Source organism: Bradyrhizobium cedriense, assembly GCF_054602315.1.
The window spans coordinates 985,095-1,008,155 of sequence record NZ_JBTSWB010000001.1 but is presented as its reverse complement, the minus strand read 5'-3'; the positions used below and the strand labels follow the sequence as shown (position 1 = coordinate 1,008,155).

Sequence of the window (23,061 nt, the reverse complement as noted above, 5' to 3'; positions counted from 1 at the left end):
CCGTCAATTGACAATCAGCCGGGCAGCAACTGCAAAGCGAGCTAATTCCATGCGCCGAAACAACAAAGCCCCGGATCGCTCCGGGGCTTCGCGTCGACGGCCTGTGAACCGATGGCTCAGTAGCGATAGTGATCGCTCTTGTACGGGCCTTCCGGCTTCACGCCGATGTACTCGGCCTGGTCCTTGCGCAGCTCGGTGAGCTTGACGCCGATCTTGGCGAGGTGCAGGCGGGCGACCTTCTCGTCGAGAGACTTGGGCAACACGTAGACCTTCTTCTCGTACTTGCCGTCCTTGTTGTTGGCGAACAGCTCGATCTGCGCCAGCGTCTGGTTGGTGAAGGACGCCGACATCACGAAGGACGGGTGGCCCATGGCGTTGCCGAGGTTCACGAGACGGCCTTCCGACAGCAGGATGATGCGGTGCTTGTCGGGGAACTCGATCTCGTCGACCTGCGGCTTGATGTTGGTCCACTTCAGATTGCGCAGCGACGCGATCTGGATCTCGTTGTCGAAATGACCGATGTTGCAGACGATGGCACGATCCTTCATCGCGCGCATGTGCTCGATGGTGATGATGTCCTTGTTGCCGGTGGCGGTCACGAAGATGTCGGCGCGGGGCGCGGCGTCTTCCATGGTCACGACCTCGTAGCCTTCCATCGCCGCCTGGAGCGCGCAGATCGGATCGACTTCGGAGACCATGACGCGGCAGCCGGCCTGGCGCAGCGAAGCAGCCGAGCCCTTGCCGACATCGCCGAAGCCCGCGACCATCGCGACCTTGCCCGACAGCATCACGTCGGTGCCGCGGCGGATGCCGTCGACCAGCGATTCACGGCAGCCATAGAGGTTGTCGAACTTCGACTTGGTGACGCTGTCGTTGACGTTGATGGCCGGCCACAGCAGCGTGCCTGCCTTCTGCATGTCGTAGAGACGATGCACGCCGGTCGTGGTCTCTTCGGAAACGCCCTTGATGCTCTTGGCAATCGCGGCGAAGTAGCCCTTCGGCTTTTCCTTGAGCTGCTTCTTGAGAAGCGCGAAGAAGACTTCCTCTTCCTCGGAGCCGGGCTTGTCGAGGAAAGCGGTGTCGCCATTCTCGGCGCGCAGGCCGAGATGGACATACATGGTGGCGTCACCGCCGTCGTCGAGGATCATGTTGGGGTGACCGCCGCCGTGCCAGTCGAACAGTTTCGCGGTGTAATCCCAGTACTCGGTCAGCGTCTCGCCCTTGACGGCGAAGACGGGAATGCCGGCTGCCGCGATCGCGGCGGCGGCGTGATCCTGCGTCGAATAGATGTTGCAGGAGACCCAGCGAATGTCGGCGCCGAGGGCTGCCAGCGTCTCGATCAGCACGCCGGTCTGGATCGTCATGTGCAGCGAGCCGGCGATACGCGCGCCCTTCAGCGGCTGCTTCGGGCCGTACTCCTCGCGGGTGGCCATCAGGCCGGGCATCTCGGTCTCGGCCAGTGAGAGTTCCTTGCGGCCGAAATCGGCCAGCGAAATGTCCTTGACGATGTAATCGTTGAAGCCGGGCTTCGCGTTCATTGGGGGTTCCTGTCTGTTTGGCCGTCGTCCCGGTGCGCTTCTGAAACGAGCGACCCCGGAATCCGGAGGTTCGAGATTCCGGGTTCGCCGCTGTCGCGGCGCCCCGGAACGACGCAAGAGAAAACTAGAGCGCGCGCTTGAGCTGCTCGACGAGATCGGTCTTCTCCCAGGAGAAGCCGCCCTCATTGTCGGGCGTGCGGCCGAAATGGCCGTAGGCCGAGGTGCGCGCGTAGATCGGGCGATTGAGGTCGAGATGGGTGCGGATGCCGCGCGGCGTGAGGTCCATCGCCTTGGCGGCGGCCTTCTCGAGCTGGTCCTCCGACACCTTACCAGTGCCGTGGGTGTCGATGTAGATCGACAGCGGACGCGCGACGCCGATGGCGTAGGCGAGCTGTAGCGTGCAGCGGTCGGCAAGACCGGCGGCGACGATATTCTTGGCGACGTAGCGCGCAGCGTAGGCCGCCGAGCGGTCCACCTTGGTCGGATCCTTGCCGGAGAACGCGCCGCCGCCGTGAGGGGCCGCGCCGCCATAGGTGTCGACGATGATCTTGCGGCCAGTGAGGCCGGTGTCGCCGTCGGGACCGCCGATGAAGAACTTGCCGGTCGGATTGATGTGCCAGATCGTCTTCGGCGTGATCCAGTCCTTCGGCAACGCCTCGCGCACATAGGGCTCGACGATGTCGCGGATTTGCTGGGAGGTGAGGTCCTCGACCAGATGCTGGTGCGAGACCACGATCTCGCGCACGGCGACCGGCTTGCCGTTCTCGTACTGCACGGTGACCTGGCTCTTGGAATCCGGACCGAGCACCTTCTCCTTGCCGGAATGACGGGCTTCGGAGATCAGGCGCAGGATCTTGTGGGCGTAGAAGATCGGCGCCGGCATCAGGTCGGGCGTCTCGTTGGTGGCGTAACCGAACATGATGCCCTGGTCGCCCGCGCCTTCTTCCTTGACCTCGCCCGGCTGCAGCGCATCCACACCCTGGGCGATGTCGGCCGACTGCGGGTGCAAGAGGATCTCGATATCGCAGGTCTTCCAGTGGAAGCCTTCCTGCTCGTAGCCGATGTCCTTGATCGCGCCGCGGACGACGCTCTCGATCTGCTCGTTGTCCACCGACTTCGGACCGCGGGTCTCACCGGCGATCACCACCTTGTTGGTGGTCGCGAGCGTCTCGCAGGCGGCGCGGATGGCCCAGGGATCGATGCCGGCCTTCGGCCCTTCACGATAGAACAGGTCGACGATCTCATCGGAGATCCGGTCACAGACCTTGTCCGGATGGCCCTCGGACACGGACTCGCTGGTGAAGAGATAGGACGCGCGCATCAGTAACCCCTTGTTCCGCCGCTACCCGGCGGGCGTTTGCGATGTTTACTTTGGATGATGTCAATCACGCCGACGCGAGATGACGTAGGATTCGTCGAGAAACCAAAGCCCGTTGTACTTTCGCAGCACGTCCCTGGCGGCATCCAGAGTGCGGCCGTTTTGAGTCATTTCCGTCAACCGGTCGTCCTCAATCTGAGCGACATACACCGCCGCATTCCACGCTGCAAAGGCCGTCGAGGTCCCGATGGTACCGGTGACCTCGTTGGGCAGCGCTTCCATATCATACCGGAAGATCGAACGGTTATCCGCGTAGGCATTAAAATTTAAGTCGCGGCCCACCGATCCAAGTTCATACTTAACTGCACGCAGTAGCTCATGACGGCTGACCGAGAAAGGATTTTCTCCCGGCCAGATCGCCTGGATCATTTCCATGCCCGGATCCTGGCCGTGGGAGTGGATTCCGATCAGCCTGCCGCCGGGCCTAAGCGCCCGCGCCAGCGGTGCGATGATCCGCTTGGCCCGGAAATTGACCGAGGACAGGGCCCGGTAGGGCTGGGATGCGATGACGAGGTCGAAATTGGCCTCGGTCTGGCCCGGCCGCGGAATGGTCGAATCGAGCAGGAACCTGTGGTCTTCTCGATAGAGCACGAGGACGACGGGCCGCTCGTAGAGCGGCATGGCCGTGCGTGGGCTGATCGCGGCGCGCCAGTTCTGCTCCAGGAACGGCCTCAGCTCGGCGATCTGCTGCTCGAACTCGCCCGATGACGCACCGCGCAGCGGCACCTCATGCCAGACGGTCGCAGCCGCCGCCGCAGGCGATGCCGGCGTGAGCCAGGGCGCCTCCGCGTAGAACATGTTGGTGAAGACGAACACCGAGGCAGGATGCTCGAAAATGCGATCCGGCACCTTCTCGAGCGTCAGGCGCAGGTCCTCGAGGCTGAGCTCCTTGCCGGCGACATAGAACGGCATGTGTGGAAAGCGCTGGTGCGTTGCACGCAGCACCCGCGCCAGCACCGTGCCATCGCCGACGCCCGCGTCGAACAGGCGCAGCGCCGGCGGCCGCGGATGGATCGAGGCAAGCTCCAGCGCAACCCGATCCGCGATCACCCGCTTTTCGCTGCAGGTGTGGACGAACAGCAAATATTTCTGGCGGTTCTCGAAGAACCGGAAATTGCCGCGCGGGTCGCGCTTTTCCGGCGGCACCTGGAGGCCCCGCGGCGGCGGCACGCCGCCGGCCATCGACGCGGCCATATAGGCCTGGATCCGGTCCAGGGTGTCGATGGTGATGCGCTTTCCCTCGCGCAGGCGATGCACCAGCTTCCCATCGTTCACCGCGCGGCGGCCGAAGGTCGATTCCGCCATGTCCGCCTTGCGGCAGAACTCGGTGATCTGGCTCAGGATTTCGTCGTTTTTCATGAGTGGGAAGCGGTGGGCAGACCGATTGGGTACCCACGTCCTAGCAAACTCTGCCCACCCTGGGAAGCGCGGATCGATCCGACCCTCACGAGGCGGCCACTATCGCGTGCGAGGCCTCGAGGTGCAGGAGGTGTGCTGGCCTGGGCAGGGCTGAGGTCGTGTCGGGCACGACGAACAAGCAGGTGCCGGGCTCGAACTCGTCGCTGCTGAGCGAGGTTACTTGGCCGGAAAAGTGAGGGCGGGCTTCCGGTGACCCGCGGCTCTCGCTCAACCCTCAGCCGTCATCGCCCGGCTTGACCGGGCAATTCAGCACTCTGTGGCGTCCGTGATTGAGCCGACAAAGTCACGGCATACTGGATTCCCCGCCTTCGCGAGGAATGACCGTGTGCATGCGGGGAGGCCTCGCCATACTTGGCGGAGCGCGTGGGGCTAGTTACCCCACACTTCCTTGGCGATCTCCACCGCCAGGCTGAGCTTGGCCCATTGCTCCTCCTCGGAGAGGACGTTGCCCTCTTCCGTCGAGGCAAACCCGCATTGCGGCGAGAGTGCGAGCTGCTCCAGGGGAGCGAACTTGGCGGCTTCTTCGAGGCGACGCTTGATGTCGTCCTTCTTCTCGAGCTCGCCGAACTTCGAGGTGATGACGCCGACCACGACAACCTTGTTGCCCTTGGGCAGGAAGCGCAACGGCTCGAAGCCGCCGGCGCGGTCGCTGTCGTATTCGAGGAAATAGCCGTCGTAATTGGTGCCCGCGAGCATGGTCTCGGCCACCGGCTCGTAGCCGCCCGACGAGATCCAGGTGGAGCGGAAATTGCCGCGGCAGACATGCGTCGTCACCACCATGTCGGCGGGCTTCTCGGCCAGCGCGTAGTTGATGATGCGGGCATAGATCTGCTGGAGGCCATCGGGATTGTCGCCGCGCTCGCGCGCCTTCTGCAATTCGTCCTGCGAGCACAGATAGGCCCAGACGGTATCGTCGAACTGAAGATAGCGGCAGCCGGCATCGTAGAACGCCTTCACGGCCTTGCGGTAGGTCTTGCCGAGGTCCTCGTAGAAGGCGTCGAGATCCGGATAGACGTCCTTGGAGATCGACTTGCGGCCGCCGCGGAAGTGGAGCACCGCCGGCGACGGGATCGTCATCTTGGCGGTGACGTGGGCCTGGTCGGCGTACTTCTTCAGGAAGCGGAAGTGGTCCAGCATCGGGTGGTCGTCGGGGAAATCGAGCTGGCCGATCACGCGCACCGCGTCGTGACGGGTTTGCACGCCCGCAAACTGAATGCCGCTGTCGGGGTGGAACAGCTCGCAGCCGGTGAGCTTGGCCAGGAAGTCGAAATGCCACCAGGAGCGGCGGAATTCGCCGTCGGTTGCGAGCTTCAGCCCGATCGAGGCCTGCTTATGCACGACCTTCTCGATCTCCATGTCCTCGATCTTGCGCAGATCGTCGGCGGAGATCTCGCCCTTCTCCAGCCTGGCGCGGGCTTCCTTGATCTTGGCCGGACGCAGAAGGCTGCCGACCTCGTCGGCGCGGAAGGGGGCTCTGGTTCGCTGCATGTGTTACTCCCGAAATGTTTTAGTGGGCCGCCGCCCCTGCGACGCCGAGGTGGCGCTCGAGGACCGAGGGGTCGGACTTCAGCGCGGCGCTCGGGGCGTCGTGGACGATCGTTCCGCGCTCCAATATCACAACGCGGTCGGCCAGCCCCAGAATCTTTTGGGCATTCTGCTCGACGATGATCGAGCAGATGCCGCCCGCCCGGGTGATGGTCCCGATCGCCTTCAGCAGCTCCTCGACGATGATGGGGGCAAGGCCTTCGGTTGGCTCGTCCAGCAGCAGGACTTTCGGGTTGAGCGTGAGCGCGCGGCCGATCGCGAGCATCTGCTGCTCGCCGCCGGAGAGCTGGTTGCCGAAATTGCTTCGCCGCTCCTCCAGCCGCGGGAACATCTCGTACACCTTCTCGACCGTCCAGGGGCCGGGCTGCGCCACCGCGGTCATGTTCTCCTCGACCGTCAACGAGCGGAAGATGTTGCGCTCCTGCGGCACCCAGCCGATGCCGGCACGTGCCCGCTGGTCAGGACGCAGCATCGTGACGTCGGTGCCAGCGAGCGCGATCGAGCCTGCGAAACGGCGGGTGACGCCGACGATGGAATTGATCAGGGTGGTCTTCCCGGTGCCGTTGCGGCCGAGTAGCGCCAGCACCTGTCCTTCCGCGAGGCGCAAGGACATGTTGGGCAGGACCACCGCCTCGCCATAGCCGGCACGAAGTGACTCGATCGCGAGCAGGTCAGACATTGACCGCCTCCTCGCCGAGATAGACCGCCTTCACCTGCGGGTCGCGCGCGACCTGCTCGGGCGGTCCTTCGGTGAGCAGCGCGCCCGAGACCAGAACCGAGATGCGGTCGGCAAAGGAGAACACGAGGTCCATGTCGTGCTCGATCAGGAGCACGGTGACGTCCCGCGGCAGCGCGCCGACCACCGCCAGAATGTCGTGGCGTTCGCTCTCGGGTACGCCGGCGGCGGGCTCGTCCAGCAGCAGCACGCGCGGCTTGGCGGCGATGGCGACCGCGATCTCGAGCAGGCGCTGCTTGCCGTAAGGCAGCGTCACTGTCTGCTCGTTCATGACGTCGAGCAGATGGAATCGCGAGAGCAGATCGGCAAGCTCGTCATTGACGTCATTGCGCGTGCCCATGCGTCGCCACCAGTCGCCGCCATGACCGAGGCGCTCGGAGACGGCAAGGCCAATGGTCTCGAGCGGAGTCAGGTCGGGATAGAGCTGGTTGATCTGGAAGGTGCGCGACAGCCCGCGCAGCACGCGCTTGTGCACGGGCAAATCGGTGATGTCCTGGCCTTCGAGCAGGATGCGGCCGCAGTTCGGCTTGAGCACCCCGGTGAGCTGGTTGATGACGGTGGTCTTGCCCGCGCCGTTCGGGCCGATCAGCGCGTGGCGGGCGCCCTGCTCGATCCTCAAGGACAGATCGCGGGTGACGCGAAGGCCGCCGAACTGCTTTTCGAGATTCTTCGTTTCGAGCGCGATGGTCATGCATCGCCCTCCGGCACGGCGACCACGGCCTTGCGCCCGGCGACCTGCCTGATGATCAGGTTGGGCACATAGAGCACCCAGCGGTGCAGGCGCTGGCGGCCGACCAGCACGATCACGACCAGCACGAGGCCGATCCAGAACTGCCAATATTGCGGGGTGATGGTGGAGAACAATTCCTGCAGCATGCGGAACACGACCGCGCCGATCAGCCCGCCATAGAGATAGCCGGTGCCGCCGATGACCAGCACCAGCATCAGGTCTGCGGATCGCTCGAAGGCGAACACGTCGAGCGAGGCGATCGCGGTGGTCTGGGTGAACAGCGCGCCCGCGATGCCGGCATAGAACGCCGCCAGCGTATAGATCGCGATCAGGCGGCGGTTGACCGGGATGCCGATGGCGGCGGCCCGGAGCGGATTGTTCTTGATCGCGCGCAGCGACAGGCCGAACGGCGAGTGCACGACGCGGCGGGCGAACAGGAACAGCAGGAACAGGACAGCCAGCGAATAGAAGAAGCCGGTCTTGCCGAACATGTCGAACGGGATCTCGCCGAAGATCGGCTGCATCTCGATGCCCTGCAGGCCGTCGGTGCCGCCGGTGATGTTGGAGAAGCGCTCGGCGAGCGCCTCCAGCAGCAGCGCGATGCCGAGCGTCACCATCAGACGCGTCAGATCGACGCCGCGGATCACGAGGAAGCTGGTCGCAAAGCCGAGCACCATCGCGGCAAGGCCGGCGACGATCAGTGCCAGCACGGGCTCGGTGACGATGCCGTGCAACGCAAGAAGTCCCGCCGCATAGGCACCGACGCCAAAGAAGGCGGCATGGCCGAGCGAGACGATGCCGGCATAGCCGAGGATGAGATCGAGCGACATCGTGAACAGCGCCAGCCGCAGGATGTCGGTCATGATCAGGTAGCGCGAGGGAAATGCGAAGCCGCAGGCCAGCACGATGAGCCAGAACGCGATTTCGCCGTAGTGCCAGCGCGCCTGGCGCTGGGCATGATAGCCGACCTCGGTAGCAGCGCTCATCGGCGTCCTCAACGCGCAGCCGTGCGGCCGAACAGGCCGTTCGGGCGCCAGATCAGGATCACGATCATGATGGTGTAGATCACGAAGGGGCCCATCTTCGGCACGTAATATTTGCCGGCGACATCACCGATGCCGAGCAGGAGCGAGGCCAGGAACGGCCCGGTGATCGAAGACGATCCGCCGACGGTAACCACGATCAGGAAGTAGATCATGAACTTCAGCGGGAAATACGGGTCGAGGCCGAGGATCTCGGCGCTGAGCGCCCCGCCGAGGCCGGCGAGCCCGCATCCGAAGGCGAAGGTGAAGGCGAACACCTGCGGCACGTTGATGCCGAGGCCGCTGGCGGCGCGCGGATCGTCGACCGCGGCGCGCAGGCGGCTGCCGAAGCGCGTCTTGGCCAGCACCATCTGAAGCGCGATGGTGAGCAGGCCGCAGATCACGATGATCATCAGCCGATAGCGGCCGATGCCGACGCCGAACACGTCGAATTGGCCCTGGAGAGCCGCTGGCAGATTGATGAAGACGCGCGAGGAGCCCTGGATGTAGTCCACGGCCGCCACCGACATGAAGGTCAGGCCGATCGTGAATAGAACCTGGTCGAGATGGCTGCGCGCATAGAGGTGGCGGTACAGCGTGCGCTCGAGCGCGATGCCGATTGCAGCAGAGGAGACGAAAGCGAGCGGCAAGGCGGCGAAGAACGGCCAGCCCATCCGGTTGACCAGCACCATGCAGACATAGCCGCCGGCCATGGCGAAAGCGCCATGGGCGAGATTGACGAAGTTCATCAGGCCGAGCGTGACCGCGAGCCCGCAGGCGAGCACGAACAACAGCATGCCGTAGGCGACGCCGTCGAACAGATTGGTGAGGATTGCGGTCATCGTCTCAGCTTGGTGTTATCGTCATGGCCGGGCTTGTCCCGGCCATCCTCGTTCTTGTCTCGGCTCTCGCGTGGATGCCCGGGTCAAGCCCGGGCATGACGAGAGCCGGCGCGAGATCCCGGATGCGCGCTAAGCGCGCTCCGGGATGACACGCTTTCGCGCGTCACTTCTTGGTCTTGCCGAGGTCCTTGACGGCTTCGAAGGTCGCGAACTCGACGTTGTAGAGTTCGCCGTCGACCTTCTCGACCTTGCGGATGTAGATATTCTGCACGATGTCGCGGGTCTCGGGATCGATCGAGATCGGGCCGCGCGGGCTCTCCCACTTCTGGCCCTTCATGGCTTCGATCAGCTTGTCGCCGTTGGTGTCGCCGCCCGTCTTCTTCAGTGCCTCGTAGATCAGGTGGATGCCGTCATAGCCGCCCACGGCCATGAAGCCGGGACGGTTGCCGAAGGCCTTCTTGTAGGCCGCAACGAAATCCTTGTTCATCTGCGAGGGATGCGCCGCGGAGTAGAGATGCGCAGTGACGGTGCCGAGCACCGCATCGCCCATGTTGTTGAGCAGGTCGTCGTCGGTGACGTCGCCCGGCCCGATCACCTTGATGCCGGCCTTGTCGAGGCCGCGCTCGGCATATTGCTTCATGAAATTGCCGCCCTGGCCGGCCGGCACGAAGACGAAGATCGCGTCGGGCTTGGCGTCCTTCATGCGCTGGAGGAACGGCGCGAAGTCGGGGTTCTGCAAGGGCACCTTGACCTCCTCGACCACCTCGCCGCCGCCGGCCGTGAAATGCTGCTTGAAGAAGTTGAGCGCGTCATTGCCCGGCGCGTAGTCCGAAGTCAGCGTCGCGACCTTCTTGACGCCGTTCTTGACCGCCCAATCGCCGATGATGGTCGAGGACTGCGCCAGCGTGAAGCTGGTGCGCACGATATAGGGCGAGCGCTCGGTGATGATGGAAGTGCCAGCCGCCATCACGACTTCCGGAATCTTGGCTTGCGTGGCGAGCGGCGCGGCGGCAAGCGCGGCCGGCGTCACGCCGAAGCCGGCGATGAAGTTGACCTTGTCGTTGACGATCAACTCCTGCGCGGCGGTCTTGGTCTTGTCTGGGATCGCAGCATCGTCCTTGAGGATGATCTCGATCTTCTTGCCGGCGACGGTATCGCCCTTCTGCTGCATGTAGAGTTTGATCGCGTTCTCGATCTGCTTGCCGGTCGAGGCCTGGCCGCCGGTCATCGGCAGAATCAAGCCCACCTTGACGCTGTCCGCGGCCTTGGCAGATGCGAGGCCGGCAAGACTTACAATGGCGGCAGCGGCCCAAGTCGCCTTATGCGGCAGTTGTTTGCGTTCGAACATCAGATGTCCCTCCCCTTCATTCCTAACTTTTGTGCCCTGGACCGAGTGCCCGGCCCTTGCCTTGATCTTAGACTGCGCGCGAGTGCTCTCGGGCGCCTCATGGGCGTCTTTCGCGCCCTGCTTGTCAATCGGACGTTCGGCGGCCCTTCAGCTCAACCCGAGCGTTCCGAATGCCCGTGACCGGGAGCGGTGCCGCGCTTACGTCGGGGTACCCGCAACTCGCCGCGACCCACTAATTTGTACGAATGTACAAAGAAAATGGACCTGTCAACGAAAACCCGCCGCGGAACAAGCCATGTTGTCGCGAGCTTCGCCCCGAGTCTAGAAATGCCAGGCGATCGCGTTGATGGAGGATTTCACCATTCATTTGGAGAATTTGTACACCAGCGCGTCTCACCCGGCCGCAACCTGGTAATAAAATACCCGCCCTCGAATAAGCCTATTTTACCTTGTTGAAGGCTAGGCTCCTCCCGCCAGATCGATCTGGTGTCCAACGACCGAACCCACGCGCGCCCATAATGCCCAAGCCATTCCGTTCCGTCCTCGCCCTTGTTGCGCTCGCTGCGGGGCTGGCCGGCTGCGGCACTGTCAACGAGAGGCTCTCGACCGGCGTGGGCGACTACGTCCCGCAATGGGCCGGTGGCCTGCCCGCCGATGCTCCGCCGCGACCGGGCACGCCGCAATACGACGCTTACATGAAGGAGCGCGAACGCAAACGCCTGCTGCCGGCGGCTGATCGCGAGAAGGAGGAGCAGGCCCAGAAGGGCGCAACGGGAACGGCGTCGGGCAACGCGGTGCGCTAGGCCGTCATTCCGGGGCGATGCGTCAGCATCGAACTATGGGGCGCAATTGCGCCCCTGAGAATATCGAGATTCCGGGTTCGCCTCTTTGAGGCGCCCCGGAATGACAGCGCATCAATCCACAAACACCACGGTCTTGCGGCCGTTGAGGATGACGCGGTCGTCGAGATGGTAGCGGATGGCGCGTGCCAGCACGCGGCGTTCGATGTCGCGGCCCTTGCGGACCAGATCTTCGGGCGTGTCGCGATGGCTGATGCGCTCGACGTCCTGGTCGATGATCGGGCCCTCGTCGAGGTCGCGCGTGACGTAATGAGCGGTGGCGCCGATCAGCTTGACGCCGCGCTCATGCGCCTGGTGATAGGGCTTGGCGCCCTTGAAGCCCGGCAGGAACGAGTGGTGGATGTTGATGCAGCGCCCCGACAGCTTTGCCGACAGGTCGTCCGACAGGATCTGCATGTAGCGGGCGAGCACCACCAGATCGGTCTTCGTCTTGCCGACGAGGTCCATGATCTGCGCCTCCTGCTCGCGCTTGGTCTCCCTGGTCACGGGCAGATGGTGGAACGGGATGCCGCCGAAATCGAGCCCGGCATAGACCTCGCGGGGATGGTTGGAGACGACCGCGGTCGGAATCATCGGCAATTCGCCGATGCGCCAGCGATAGAGGATGTCGACCAGGCAGTGGTCGGACTTCGACACCAGCAGCATCACCTTGCGATGCGCAGCCCGGTCGCGCATCTGCCATTCCATGCCGAAACGCTCGGCGATCGCGGCGAAGCCGGTCTGGAGCGCCGACAGTTCCACGGCGAGATCGGCCGCGGTGAACACAACCCGCATGAAGAATTTCCTGGTCTCGACGTCGTCGAATTGCTGGGCGTCGAGGATGTTCTGTCCGTTGTGGGCAAGAAACGTCGACACCGCCGAGACGATGCCAGGGCGATCCGGACAGGACAGGGTCAGGACATATTGATGGTCGGGCATTTGATGAACAGGCTTGGCTCTTGATGAAGGTTTGTGCAGCGGAACTATCCGCGATTTGCGCCCTGCTCTAGCACCGACCCCGCCCTTGCGCCAATCCCGCGCGCAGAGTCAGGATGAACGGACGATTGCAATTCATGACCGGAGCATACCCATGGCCGACCGCTTGAACGGCTACCGCATCTTAATTCTGGAAACGCGGGAGGAGGCGCAGTTTTCGAAGCTTCTGGTCGAGCAAGGGGCCGAAGTCGTGCAGTGCCCGATGTTCACCATCCATGATGCACCGGACCCGGCTCCGGTGGAGGCCTGGATCCGCCGTGCCATCGACAAGCCCTTCGACGATCTCGTGCTGATGACGGGCGAAGGCCTGCGTCGGATCATGAAGCTGGCCCGCGCCCGCGGGCTCGACACCGCCCTTGTCGCGGCACTCGCCAAAGCGCGAAAGTTCACCCGTGGCCCGAAGCCCGGCAAGGCACTGCGCGAGATCGGCCTCGAGGCGCAGCAGACCACCGAGAAGCCGACCACCGAAGGGATGATCGAGATGCTGGGCAGGCTCGACCTCGGAGGACATCGCCTCGGTCTCCAGCTCTATCCGGACAAGGACCACAGCGCCCTGACAGGCGCGCTTGCCACGCAAGGCGCCGAGGTCGATAGCGTGCTGCCCTATGTCTACGATTCCAAGGCGGCGGATGCGAACATCGTCGCCGCCATCGACGACATGGCCGAGGGGCGGATCGACTCCCTTGCACTGACCAATCTCGGCCAGGTTCGCCGCCTGATCGAGGCCGCGAAGGCGCATGGCAGCGAGCTGCGCCTTCGCAGCGGCTTGGAGCGGACGCTGATCGCCTCGGTGGGACCTGCGGTCTCCGGTGAGCTCGCCGCGCACGGTCTGCGCACGGACGTCTCGCCGGCGGATGAAGCGTATTTCATGCGTCCGCTGATCTCCGCGATGGCCGCTGCGCTCGCGGAGCGAAAGCCGAGAACCGCCGGAAGGTAAGAGCGGAGCGCGGGGGCGACCTGCGGCGGCTGCGATTGACACAAGCATCGCCGGCGCTAGGTTGCCCGCGACCGCAAGAAGAAACAACAAGGGCAAGGGAATCGCCGTGATACGCGTCATCGCGTCGTGAGCGCCACTACGCGACCTTCGGCGCTCGCGCCATTCCGCATCCGCAACTATCGCTTCCAGTGGCCGTCCGACCTGCTCACGTCCTGGGCCTTCGAGGTCGAGACGCTGGTGCTCGGCTGGTACATCCTGGTCGAGACCGGCTCGGTGCTGCTGCTCACCGTCCTTGCCTCCCTCCAGTTCGTCGGCACGCTGGTCGCGCCTGTGTTCGGCATGATCGGCGACCGCATCGGTCATCGCGATCTCCTGGTCGCGATGCGTCTTGCCTACACGGTGCTGTCGTCGACCATCATGGTTCTGGCGCTGACCGGTCACCTGTCGCCGCTGAGCGTCATGGTCATCGTCGCGATCATGGGCCTGATCCGCCCTTCGGATCTCGGCGTCCGGGGCGCGCTGCTTGCCGAGATCATGCCGGCCGAGCAGCTGGTCGGCGCCATCAGCGTTGCGCGCACGACCCAGGACAGCGCCCGCATCGCCGGAGCGTTGACGGGCGCCGGATTGTTCGCTGTGCTCGGCATTGGCCTCGTCTATGTGGCGATTGCCTCCCTCTACCTCGCGGCTGCGCTTCTCATGCTCTGCCTGACCCGGCCGAAGCGCACTGTCACGATGACGAACCTTCCGGCGAACAGCCACGCCATTTCGCGGTTACTTGGCGACCTCAAGGAGGGGCTCGTCTACGCCTGGACTGGCGCGGGAATGCGGGCCGCGCTCTGCGTCGCCTTTCTGGCCAATCTCACCGCTTTTCCCTTTACCGGCGGACTGTTGCCCTACATCGCGCGGGAGATCTTTCATACCGACCAGACCGGCCTCGGTTATCTCTCGGCGAGCTTCGCCGTCGGCTCGCTGATCGGCTCCGTCACGCTCAGCCTGGTCAGCGGAGTGCGCATTGCCCGGCTCCTGATAGGCGCGACGCTGGCCTGGTACGCCATGCTGCTGGTCTTCGTCGGGGCCGGGACCATGCCGGTGGCGATGGCCTGCCTCGTTCTCGCCGGCATCGCCCAGAGCATGTCGATGATCTCGGCAGCGGTGATCCTGATGCGGACGGCCAGCGCGCATCTGCGCGGCCGCGTCATGGGCGTGCGCATGATGGTCATCTATGGCTTGCCGATCGGACTGCTCGCGGCCGGCAGCCTGATCGACATCATCGGCTATTCCGCGACTGGCTCGCTCTATGCTGCCGCGGGCTTCATCGCGATGCTGGCGATCGCCGTGCGCTGGCGCGCCGACCTCTGGCCAGTCCATGCCCCCGCCAATGAGCGATGAGGAAATAACCGCCTAGTCCCCGTACCCGCGCAGCCGCTCGATATCGAGGATGGTGACGCCGCCATATTCCAGCCGCAGCAGCCCCTCTTTCTCCAGCCGGTTCAGCGCGCGGTTGGCGTTCTGCCGGGACATGCCGGAGAGCGCCCCGATCTCCTCCTGAGTGATCTCCAAATGCGTGGTCGATTCGGGATAGAGGATCGGGTTGAACAGCGAGGCAATGCTGCGGGCGAGGCGTGCGGTGGCATCCAGGGTGCGGTTGACCTCGAGCATGCCGATGAACTGGCCGAGCCGCTCGTTGAGCTGGCGCACCAGAAAGCGGTTGAAGCCGACGCTGTTCTCGAACAGCCACATGAAGGCGCTGCGCTCCATCAGCGCGACGCGGCTGTCGCGCAGTGCAACCACATCATAGCGGCGCGGCTCGTTCTTGAGCACGCTGCCCTCGCCAAACCAGGCCCCTGCCGTCAGCCCGGCAAGGCTGGTCTCCTTGCCGTCGCGCGAGACCCCGCCCATGCGGGCCAAGCCGCCCACCATGCCGGCCCAATAGGCAAAAATATCACCGCGCATGAACACGGTCTCGCCGGTGCCGTAGGACCGCTCCGTGATTCCGGCTCGCGCGACCTCGATCTCCGCCTGCGTGAGCTCGCGCGACCAGGCGGCGACGCGTTTCAGATGATCTTCTGAAATCATGATCTCGCGGCCGGCCGCACGGTTTCCTCACTCCGCCGTCTACTGCACTGCAACATGATGGTTTCGACCGCCATTCGACCAAAGATGAACGCCGCTGCCGCCCTGCAAACTTTGTCGCAGAATTGTCAGCCGGGAGACATTTCAAAATAGCGCTTTCCCCTATTGAGGACCACCTTGGGCGATACGGCTTTCGATCCCGGACGGGAACGGGAGTGCGCGGCTCCGGTCGAGACCATCTGCTGCATGGCCTCACCGTCACCGCCGTACTAGGATCGCTCGACAGAACGGACGAAGAGCGCCGCTAAAATGCGCCATGACCGGGAGGGATTCGTTTGGTGGCTACCAGTCTTGAAGTGCGCGGCGTGTCCTTGCGATTCGGCGGTGTCCGAGCGCTGACCGACGTCGGCTTCGCCATTAGAGAGGGCGAGCTGTTCTCGATCATCGGCCCCAACGGCGCCGGGAAGACCTCGATCGTGAACTGTATTTCCGGTCGCTACAAGCCGACCGAAGGCCAGCTCTTCTACCGAGGCCGCGACATCACCGGTTTGACGCCGAATGCTCGCGCCTCGCTCGGCATCGGCCGCACCTTCCAAAACCTGGCCCTGTTCCACCATATGAGCGTGCTCGACAACATCATGGTCGGGCGCCATCACCTGCTGAAGAACAATTTCCTCACGGGCTCGCTGTACTGGCTCACCGGCGCGCGCAAGGAAGAACTCGAGCACCGTCGCAAGGTCGAGGAGATCATCGACTTCCTGGATCTCCAGTCGGTACGAAAGGCCACCGCCGGCACTCTCTCCTACGGCCTGCGCAAGCGCGTCGAGCTCGCCCGCGCCATGGCGCTGGAGCCGCGTCTCATTCTCCTCGACGAACCCATGGCCGGCATGAACTTCGAGGAGAAGGAGGACATGGCCCGCTACATCGTCGATCTCAACGAAGAGTTCGGGATGACGGTGGTGATGATCGAGCACGACATGGGCGTGGTGATGGACATCTCTCACCGCGTCATGGTGCTGGATTTCGGCAAGAAGATTGCCGAGGGCGATCCGGCTGCCGTGCTCGCCGATCCCCACGTCAGGCGCGCCTATCTCGGCGAAGAGGACGAGGTGCTGGTCGATCCTGACGACGCGCCGCCGGCGCAGGAGAGCGCGGCATGATGGATTATGCAGGCCGCGTCGCGCAGGCCGACACCTATCCCAAGATGCTTCGGCTCAACGCCGGGGAGCATGGCAACGAGATCGCTTTGCGGGAGAAGGATCTCGGGCTCTGGCGCATTTTCACCTGGAATGACTACCAGATCCGCGTGCGCGATTTCGCGCTCGGTCTCGTCGAGCTCGGCCTTGGCCGCGGCGACGTCGTCGGCATCATCGGCGACAACCGTCCGGACTGGGTCGCGGCCGAAGTCGCAACCCACGCGATCGGCGGATTGAGCCTCGGGCTCTATCGCGACGTGCTGGACGAAGAGGCCTCCTATCTCCTCAACTACGGCGAGGCACAGCTCGTCTTCGCCGAGGACGAGGAACAGGTCGACAAGGTGCTCACGCTGGCCGACCGCGTCCCGAAGCTGAAGCACATCATCTATTCCGATCCGCGCGGCATGCGGAAATATGACGACCCGCGCCTGATGTCGGCCGAGAAGTTTGCCGAACTCGGCCGGGCACGTGCTGCGCGGGAGCCGGAGCTTTACGACAGGCTGGTCGATGCCACCAAGGGCGAGGACGTCGCGATCCTCTGCACGACGTCAGGCACCACCTCGCATCCGAAGCTCGCGATGCTCGCCGCCGGCCGCGTGCTCGGCCATTGCGCGACCTATCTTGCTTTCGATCCGAAGGGACCCGATGACGAATACGTCTCGGTGTTGCCGCTGCCCTGGATCATGGAGCAGGTCTACGTGCTCGGCAAAGGCCTCTTGTGCCGGATGAAGATCAACTTCGTCGAAGAGCCCGACACCATGATGAACGATCTGCGCGAGATCGCGCCGACCTTCGTGCTGTTTGCGCCGCGGGTTTGGGAATCGATCGCGGCCGACGTCCGCGCCAAGGTGATGGACGCAACGCCCTTCAAGCAGCGCCTGTTCGACATCGGCATGAAGAGCGGCCTCGCCTCACTCCAACAGGGCAAGCGCTCCGGCTTCGCCGACGCGATCCTGTTCCGCGCGCTGCGCGACCGCCTCGGCTTCTCCCGCCTGCGGTCGGCCGCCACCGGTGGCGCAGCGCTCGGCCCCGAAACCTTCAAGTTCTTCCAGGCCATGGGCGTCCCGCTGCGCACGCTCTACGGCCAGACCGAGCTGCTGGGGGCCTACACGCTGCATCCCGAGGGCAAGGTCGATCCCGACACAACGGGCGTGCCGATGGCCGACAGCATCGAAATCCGCATCGACAACGCCGACGTCCACGGCGTCGGTGAAATCGTGGTGCGGCATCCCAACATGTTTCTCGGCTATTACAAGAGTCCCGAGGCCAGCGTTGCCGACATCAAGGACGGCTGGATGTGCTCCGGCGACGCCGGTTACTTCAACGCCGACCAGCAACTCGTCGTCATCGACCGCATCAAGGATCTCGCCGAAACCTCTCGCGGCGAGCGCTTCTCGCCGCAGTTCATCGAGAACAAGCTGAAATTCTCGCCCTATATCGCGGAGGCCGTGGTGCTAGGCGCCGGTCGCGATACGCTCGCGGCGATGATCTGCATCCGCTACTCCATCATCTCGAAATGGGCGGAGAAGAACCGGCTCTCGTTCACCACCTACAGCGACCTCGCCTCGCGGCCCGAGGTCTACGCGCTGCTGCAGAAGGAGGTCGAGACCGTCAACGCCACGCTGCCGCCGGCCCAGCGCATCTCGCGCTTCCTGCTGCTCTACAAGGAGCTCGATGCCGACGATGGAGAGCTCACGCGGACCAGAAAGGTCCGCCGCAGCGTCATCAACGAGAAATACGAAGGGATCATCGACGCCATCTACCGCGGCGTCGCGGATATTCCCGTCGACACCGTGATCCGCTTCCAGGACGGCACCACGCAACGGGTGCGCACCACGCTGCGCGTGGTGGACCTCGGCGGTCACGGCCACATGGCGGAGGCGGCGGAATGAGCCTTCCGGCCGAGCGCGCGATGCCAGCCGATGCGCCCTCTCCCCTTTTGGAAGAGGGCATCTCCGCAGCCAACCACACGCTCGCTCGGGTGAGGGATCCTCTCTCCCTGCCGTCGCCGCCGAGAGACCCCCTCACCCGTCTCCGCTTCGCGAAGCCACCCTCTCCCACAAGGGGAGAGAGGAAGAGCGCGCCGGATTTGTCAGCGAGCATCATTGAATGAACACCGCCTTCCTCATCCAGCTCCTGGTCAACGGCCTCGTGGTGGGCACGCTCTATGGCGTGGTCGCGATGTCGTTCGTGCTGATCTACAAGGCGACGCAGGTCGTCAATTTCGCGCAAGGTGAATTGCTGCTGGTCGGTGCCTGGGTGTGCTGGGCGCTGCTGGCGAAGTACCAGGTGCCGTTCTGGATCGGCATGCCGATCACGCTCGTGTTCATGTTCGTGTTCGGCATCGCGATCCAGGTGCTCATCCTGCGTCCGATGATCGGCGAGCCCATCATCTCGGTGATCATGGTGACGATCGGCCTCTCCACCGTGCTGCAGGCGACGTTGAAGTGGATGTTCGGCGTCAATCCGCAGCCGTTCCCGCGCGTGTTCGAAAGCCAATCCGTCAGCGCGTTCGGGCTCCAGATCCAGACCGTCTATGTCATGAGCCTCGTCGTCTCCGTCGCCATGATGATCGGGATGGCCTGGTTCTTCCGCGCCTCGAAATACGGCCTCGCGATGCGCGCCACCGCCTTCAACCAGCAGGTCGCGCAGTCGCTCGGCATCTCCGTCAAGAGCGTGTTCGCGATGGCCTGGGCGATCTCGGCGACGGTGTCGGCCGTGGCCGGCGTCGTCGTTGCCGTCGTGAACGGCGTGTCGTCAGGCCTTGCCGCCTACGGCATCAAGGTATTCCCGGCAGCGATCCTCGGCGGCCTCGATTCCATCGGCGGCGCCGTGCTCGGCGGCATCATCATCGGGCTGCTCGAGAACGTCGCCCAATACGTCGACAGCGAGTATCTGCACTGGGGCAATCTCTACGAGATCGCGCCGTTCTACGTCCTCATCATCGTGCTGATGATCAAGCCCTACGGGCTGTTCGGCACTCACGACATCGAACGGATCTGACCATGGCCGGCCCTGCCCTCATTCCTGCTGGTGATTTCCGCACCTCCTACGCGGCCGACACCACAATCTTCCCGACCGCGACGAGCCGCAACTTCGCCATCGCAGGCGTGCTGTTGCTCTGTCTTGCGCCGCAATTCTTCAGCGGTTACTGGCTGAGCATCCTGATCCAGATCGGCATCTTTTCGATCGCGGCGCTCGGCCTCAACATCCTGGTCGGCTTCACCGGCCAGATCTCGATCGGCCACGCCGCCTTCTTCCTGCTCGGTGCCTTCACCTCGGCCTACATCTCCAACAACGCGCCGATCCCGGTGTTCTTCGCGATCCCGCTTGCCGGAGTCGTGACCGCGCTGGTCGGGCTGATCTTCGGCATTCCGGCGGCGCGGCTGAAGGGCCTCTACCTCGTCATCGCTACGCTGGCCGCGCAATACATCCTGCTCGACTTCTTCTCGCGCGCCGAATGGTTCTCCGGCGGCTCGGTGCCGGCAAGCGCCGCGCCTTTTTCGATCTTCGGCTATACGCTGCGCGGCGACAGGCAGTACTTCTATGTCGTGCTGGCCTACGTGCTCGTGAGCTACGTCCTCGTCACCAATCTGATGCGCACCAGAGACGGCCGCGCGCTGGTGGCGATCCGCGACCATTATCTCTCCGCCGAGATCATGGGCATCAACCTCACCAAGTACCGGACGCTGTCGTTCGGTCTTGCCGCCTTCTTCGCCGGCATCGCCGGCGCGCTCTACGCGCATTACCAGCTCGTGGTGTCGCAGGAGGGCTTCGGCATTGAGCGCTCGATCCTGTTCCTCGCCATGATCATCATCGGCGGCACCGGCTCGATCATGGGCACACTGATGGGAACCGCCTTCGTGGTGCTGCTGCCGGAATCGATGGAGTGGCTGAGCCATCATCTGAAGGGCGGCGCGATCGACCAGGCGCTCTCGCTCAACACCAACATCACTTTCCTGCGCGAGATCGCGATCGGGGTTATCATCATCGCATTCCTGATGTTCGAGCCCGACGGGCTCGCTCATCGTTGGCGGCAGATCAAGGCGTATTGGAAACTCTACCCGTTCTCGCATTGAGTGCGGGCAACTTCACTTAAACAATAAAACAGGAGGAAGCGAACCATGAAGACAAAATCCCTTTTGAGCACCGCATCGCTCGCGCTTGCGATCGCCGCATTCTCGGCGGGCGCGCAGGCGCAGATCGCGATCGGGCATCTCGCCGACTACTCCGGCGGCACCTCCGACGTCGGCACGCCGTACGGCCAGGCCGTCGCGGATACGTTCGCCTGGGTCAACAAGAACGGCGGCGTCGGCGGCAAGCAGCTCAACGTCGACACCAACGACTATGGCTACCAGGTCCCCCGTGCGATCGCGCTCTACAAGAAGTGGTCGGCGCCGGACAGCAAGGTCGCTGCGATCATGGGCTGGGGCACCGCGGACACCGAGGCGCTGACCGGCTTCCTTGCGCAGGACAAGATCCCCGACATGTCCGGCTCCTATGCCGCCGCCCTCACCGATCCCCAGGGCGTCAGCGGCAAGGCCAAGCCTGCGCCTTACAACTTCTTCTACGGCCCCAGCTATTCCGACGCTCTGCGCGCGATGCTGATGTGGGCAGCCGAGGACTGGAAGGCCAAGGGCAAGCCCGGCAAACCGAAATTCGTGCACATGGGCGCCAACCATCCTTATCCGAACGCGCCGAAGGCCGCCGGTGAAGCGATGGCGCAGGAGCTCGGCTTCGAGGTGCTGCCGCCGCTGGTGTTCGCGCTCGCGCCGGGTGACTACAGCGCACAGTGCCTGAGCCTGAAATCGTCGGGCGCCAACTACGCCTATCTCGGCAACACCGCCGCCTCCAACATCTCGGTGATGAAGGCCTGCAAGACCGCCGGCGTCGAAATCCAGTTCCTCGGCAACGTCTGGGGCATGGACGAGAACGCCGCCAAGACCGCGGGCGATGCCGCCAACGGCGTGATCTTCCCGCTGCGCACCGCGGTGAGCTGGGGCGGCGACGCGCCGGGCATGAAGACGCTGATGGAGATCTCGAAGATGTCCGATCCCACCGGCAAGGTCTACCGCCCCGTGCATTACGTCGCGGCCGTCTGCTCGTCGCTGTACATGAAGGAGGCGGTCGAGTGGGCCGCCAAGAACGGCGGCGCCACCGGCGAGAACGTCGCCAAGGGCTTTCACCAGAAGAAGGACTGGGTGCCGGCCGGAATGGAAGGCGTCTGCAATGCGTCGACCTGGACCGAGAAGGACCATCGCGGCACGCTGAAGGTCGATCTCTATCGTACCAAGGTATCCGGCCCGACCGACGGCGACCTCAACGACCTCATGACCAAGGGCACGATCAAGCTCGAGAAGGTCAAGACCGTCGAACTGCCGCGCAAGCCGGAATTGCTGGGGTGGTGAGCCTCAGTATTTCCTGACGCACAACTGTGATCCCCCGCCTTGTGCGCAATGCGCGCTGGAGCGGGGGATCCAGCGCGCCGCAGCTTCTCGATGAATCTCCGGCGGCTGTGGAATACCGGGTCACCCGTCTTCGCGGGTGACGACAGCGGAGAACGAAGACGCATGTCCCCGACCATTGAAGCAGCCCGTCCCTCGCCTACGGTCCTCCCCGCCCCGTCCCTCCTCGCCGTGCGCAACATCGAGGTCGTCTATGACGACGTCATCCTGGTGCTGCGGGGCCTGAGCCTGGACGTGCCCAAGGGTGCGATCGTGGCGCTCCTGGGCGCCAACGGCGCCGGCAAGTCGACGACGCTGAAGGCGATTTCCGGGCTGCTCAAGACCGAAGACGGCGAGGTTACCCGCGGCGAGATCCTGTTCGAAGGTGACCGGATCAACGGCATCGACCCCGACAAGATCGTCCGCCGCGGCATCTTCCAGGTGATGGAGGGCCGCCGCATCATCGCCGACATGACGTCGCTGGAGAACCTCAAGCTCGGTGCCTTCACCCGCAGGGACCGCGAGGTCGATGCCGATCTCGACATGGTCTTCAACTACTTCCCGCGCCTGAAGGAGCGCACTGGCCTTGCCGGCTATCTCTCCGGCGGCGAGCAGCAGATGCTCGCGATCGGCCGCGCGCTGATGGCGCGCCCGAAGATGATTTTGATGGACGAGCCTTCGATGGGCCTGTCGCCGCTGCTGGTGAAGGAGGTGTTCTCGATCATCCAGAAGATCAACCGCGACCTCGGCGTCACCATCCTGCTGGTCGAGCAGAACGCGCGCGCTGCGCTTTCGGTGGCAAGCCACGGCTACATCATGGAACAGGGCAAGGTCGTGCTCGACGGCAGCGCGGACGAATTGCGCGACAACGAGGACGTCAAGGAGTTCTATCTCGGCGGCGCCGGCGACCAGCGCAAGAGCTTCAAGAACCTCAAGAGCTTCAAGCGGCGCAAGCGCTGGCTGTAGCATTTTCAAGCGAAGTAGGACCGGTTCGCGTGAAGAAGACGCGTCGATACAA

Annotated in this window: 20 protein-coding genes; 9 read left to right on the top strand and 11 right to left on the bottom strand. The window is 64.1% G+C overall.

Annotated elements, in window-relative coordinates:
* Positions 1-116 precede the first annotated feature (116 nt).
* From ahcY to ACYCVF_RS04705, 9 genes are all read right to left on the bottom strand, one after another.
* Positions 117-1,538 (bottom strand): adenosylhomocysteinase, encoded by a 1,422-nt coding sequence (ahcY, locus tag ACYCVF_RS04745; RefSeq protein ID WP_459597399.1) that lies wholly within the window; start codon positions 1,536-1,538, stop codon positions 117-119.
* Between the two features lie 124 nt (positions 1,539-1,662).
* Positions 1,663-2,859 (bottom strand): methionine adenosyltransferase, encoded by a 1,197-nt coding sequence (gene metK / locus ACYCVF_RS04740; RefSeq protein ID WP_459597397.1) that lies wholly within the window; start codon positions 2,857-2,859, stop codon positions 1,663-1,665.
* Between the two features lie 60 nt (positions 2,860-2,919).
* Positions 2,920-4,275, bottom strand: coding sequence for a hypothetical protein (locus ACYCVF_RS04735; protein WP_459597395.1), 1,356 nt, complete (start codon positions 4,273-4,275; stop codon positions 2,920-2,922).
* A 429-nt stretch (positions 4,276-4,704) separates the two neighbouring features.
* On the bottom strand, positions 4,705-5,823 hold the full coding sequence (locus tag ACYCVF_RS04730; RefSeq protein ID WP_459606470.1) for a cobalamin-independent methionine synthase II family protein: 1,119 nt from the start codon (positions 5,821-5,823) through the stop codon (positions 4,705-4,707).
* A gap of 19 nt (positions 5,824-5,842) precedes the next feature.
* Entirely contained in the window at positions 5,843-6,559 is a 717-nt protein-coding gene (locus tag ACYCVF_RS04725) for an ABC transporter ATP-binding protein (protein ID WP_459597391.1), read from the bottom strand.
* Entirely contained in the window at positions 6,552-7,307 is a 756-nt protein-coding gene (locus tag ACYCVF_RS04720) for an ABC transporter ATP-binding protein (protein WP_459597389.1), read from the bottom strand. Before ACYCVF_RS04720 ends, ACYCVF_RS04725 begins: the two co-directional genes overlap by 8 nt.
* Entirely contained in the window at positions 7,304-8,332 is a 1,029-nt protein-coding gene (locus ACYCVF_RS04715; RefSeq protein WP_459597387.1) for a branched-chain amino acid ABC transporter permease, read from the bottom strand. The genes ACYCVF_RS04720 and ACYCVF_RS04715 overlap by 4 nt, the downstream gene beginning before the upstream one ends.
* An 8-nt stretch (positions 8,333-8,340) precedes the next feature.
* On the bottom strand, positions 8,341-9,210 hold the full coding sequence (locus ACYCVF_RS04710) for a branched-chain amino acid ABC transporter permease (RefSeq protein WP_459597385.1): 870 nt from the start codon (positions 9,208-9,210) through the stop codon (positions 8,341-8,343).
* Between the two features lie 163 nt (positions 9,211-9,373).
* Positions 9,374-10,558, bottom strand: coding sequence for an ABC transporter substrate-binding protein (locus ACYCVF_RS04705; protein WP_459597383.1), 1,185 nt, complete (start codon positions 10,556-10,558; stop codon positions 9,374-9,376).
* A 518-nt stretch (positions 10,559-11,076) separates the two neighbouring features.
* Between ACYCVF_RS04705 and ACYCVF_RS04700 the strand changes: the two genes are divergently transcribed.
* Positions 11,077-11,361, top strand: a complete 285-nt coding sequence (locus ACYCVF_RS04700; RefSeq protein ID WP_459597381.1) for a hypothetical protein — start codon at positions 11,077-11,079, stop codon at positions 11,359-11,361.
* 111 nt (positions 11,362-11,472) lie between these two features.
* Here the strand turns inward: ACYCVF_RS04700 and purU are convergent, their stop codons facing one another.
* On the bottom strand, positions 11,473-12,336 hold the full coding sequence (gene purU / locus ACYCVF_RS04695; protein ID WP_459597379.1) for a formyltetrahydrofolate deformylase: 864 nt from the start codon (positions 12,334-12,336) through the stop codon (positions 11,473-11,475).
* A 151-nt stretch (positions 12,337-12,487) separates the two neighbouring features.
* Between purU and ACYCVF_RS04690 the strand changes: the two genes are divergently transcribed.
* The gene (locus tag ACYCVF_RS04690) at positions 12,488-13,330 is read left to right on the top strand and encodes a uroporphyrinogen-III synthase (RefSeq protein ID WP_459597377.1); all 843 of its coding nucleotides are present in this window, start codon (positions 12,488-12,490) and stop codon (positions 13,328-13,330) included.
* 126 nt (positions 13,331-13,456) lie between these two features.
* Positions 13,457-14,719, top strand: coding sequence for an MFS transporter (locus ACYCVF_RS04685; RefSeq protein ID WP_459597375.1), 1,263 nt, complete (start codon positions 13,457-13,459; stop codon positions 14,717-14,719).
* 12 nt (positions 14,720-14,731) lie between these two features.
* Here the strand turns inward: ACYCVF_RS04685 and ACYCVF_RS04680 are convergent, their stop codons facing one another.
* The gene (locus ACYCVF_RS04680) at positions 14,732-15,406 is read right to left on the bottom strand and encodes a Crp/Fnr family transcriptional regulator (RefSeq protein WP_459597373.1); all 675 of its coding nucleotides are present in this window, start codon (positions 15,404-15,406) and stop codon (positions 14,732-14,734) included.
* 335 nt (positions 15,407-15,741) lie between these two features.
* On the opposite strand from ACYCVF_RS04680, the gene ACYCVF_RS04675 reads away from it, so the two are divergent.
* From ACYCVF_RS04675 to ACYCVF_RS04650, 6 genes are all read left to right on the top strand, one after another.
* The gene (locus tag ACYCVF_RS04675; protein ID WP_459597371.1) at positions 15,742-16,563 is read left to right on the top strand and encodes an ABC transporter ATP-binding protein; all 822 of its coding nucleotides are present in this window, start codon (positions 15,742-15,744) and stop codon (positions 16,561-16,563) included.
* Positions 16,560-18,491 carry an AMP-binding protein gene (locus ACYCVF_RS04670; protein ID WP_459597369.1) on the top strand — a complete coding sequence of 644 codons (1,932 nt, stop codon included), beginning with the start codon at positions 16,560-16,562 and terminating at the stop codon, positions 18,489-18,491. Before ACYCVF_RS04675 ends, ACYCVF_RS04670 begins: the two co-directional genes overlap by 4 nt.
* Positions 18,492-18,708: 217 nt before the next feature.
* Positions 18,709-19,602, top strand: a complete 894-nt coding sequence (locus ACYCVF_RS04665) for a branched-chain amino acid ABC transporter permease (RefSeq protein WP_459597367.1) — start codon at positions 18,709-18,711, stop codon at positions 19,600-19,602.
* Positions 19,603-19,604: 2 nt separating this feature from the next.
* A complete protein-coding gene (locus ACYCVF_RS04660; RefSeq protein ID WP_061021472.1) occupies positions 19,605-20,678 on the top strand; it encodes a branched-chain amino acid ABC transporter permease in 1,074 nt (357 codons plus the stop codon).
* A 45-nt stretch (positions 20,679-20,723) separates the two neighbouring features.
* Positions 20,724-22,007 carry an ABC transporter substrate-binding protein gene (locus ACYCVF_RS04655; protein ID WP_459597365.1) on the top strand — a complete coding sequence of 428 codons (1,284 nt, stop codon included), beginning with the start codon at positions 20,724-20,726 and terminating at the stop codon, positions 22,005-22,007.
* A 162-nt stretch (positions 22,008-22,169) separates the two neighbouring features.
* Complete coding sequence (locus ACYCVF_RS04650; RefSeq protein WP_459597363.1) at positions 22,170-23,009, top strand: ABC transporter ATP-binding protein; 840 nt, start codon at positions 22,170-22,172, stop codon at positions 23,007-23,009.
* Positions 23,010-23,061 lie beyond the last annotated feature (52 nt).

Excerpts from the sequence above, each read along its gene's own strand:
- ACYCVF_RS04670 (WP_459597369.1), top strand. The coding sequence starts at position 16,560 with ATGATGGATTATGCAGGCCGCGTCGCGCAGGCCGACACCTATCCCAAG.
- ahcY (WP_459597399.1), bottom strand. The coding sequence starts at position 1,538 with ATGAACGCGAAGCCCGGCTTCAACGATTACATCGTCAAGGACATTTCG.
- ACYCVF_RS04725 (WP_459597391.1), bottom strand. The coding sequence starts at position 6,559 with ATGTCTGACCTGCTCGCGATCGAGTCACTTCGTGCCGGCTATGGCGAG.
- ACYCVF_RS04690 (WP_459597377.1), top strand. The coding sequence starts at position 12,488 with ATGGCCGACCGCTTGAACGGCTACCGCATCTTAATTCTGGAAACGCGG.
- ACYCVF_RS04720 (WP_459597389.1), bottom strand. The coding sequence starts at position 7,307 with ATGACCATCGCGCTCGAAACGAAGAATCTCGAAAAGCAGTTCGGCGGC.
- ACYCVF_RS04715 (WP_459597387.1), bottom strand. The coding sequence starts at position 8,332 with ATGAGCGCTGCTACCGAGGTCGGCTATCATGCCCAGCGCCAGGCGCGC.
- ACYCVF_RS04710 (WP_459597385.1), bottom strand. The coding sequence starts at position 9,210 with ATGACCGCAATCCTCACCAATCTGTTCGACGGCGTCGCCTACGGCATG.
- ACYCVF_RS04655 (WP_459597365.1), top strand. The coding sequence starts at position 20,724 with ATGAAGACAAAATCCCTTTTGAGCACCGCATCGCTCGCGCTTGCGATC.
- ACYCVF_RS04665 (WP_459597367.1), top strand. The coding sequence starts at position 18,709 with ATGAACACCGCCTTCCTCATCCAGCTCCTGGTCAACGGCCTCGTGGTG.
- ACYCVF_RS04730 (WP_459606470.1), bottom strand. The coding sequence starts at position 5,823 with ATGCAGCGAACCAGAGCCCCCTTCCGCGCCGACGAGGTCGGCAGCCTT.
- ACYCVF_RS04705 (WP_459597383.1), bottom strand. The coding sequence starts at position 10,558 with ATGTTCGAACGCAAACAACTGCCGCATAAGGCGACTTGGGCCGCTGCC.
- ACYCVF_RS04660 (WP_061021472.1), top strand. The coding sequence starts at position 19,605 with ATGGCCGGCCCTGCCCTCATTCCTGCTGGTGATTTCCGCACCTCCTAC.
- ACYCVF_RS04680 (WP_459597373.1), bottom strand. The coding sequence starts at position 15,406 with ATGATTTCAGAAGATCATCTGAAACGCGTCGCCGCCTGGTCGCGCGAG.
- metK (WP_459597397.1), bottom strand. The coding sequence starts at position 2,859 with ATGCGCGCGTCCTATCTCTTCACCAGCGAGTCCGTGTCCGAGGGCCAT.
- ACYCVF_RS04735 (WP_459597395.1), bottom strand. The coding sequence starts at position 4,275 with ATGAAAAACGACGAAATCCTGAGCCAGATCACCGAGTTCTGCCGCAAG.
- purU (WP_459597379.1), bottom strand. The coding sequence starts at position 12,336 with ATGCCCGACCATCAATATGTCCTGACCCTGTCCTGTCCGGATCGCCCT.
- ACYCVF_RS04650 (WP_459597363.1), top strand. The coding sequence starts at position 22,170 with ATGTCCCCGACCATTGAAGCAGCCCGTCCCTCGCCTACGGTCCTCCCC.
- ACYCVF_RS04700 (WP_459597381.1), top strand. The coding sequence starts at position 11,077 with ATGCCCAAGCCATTCCGTTCCGTCCTCGCCCTTGTTGCGCTCGCTGCG.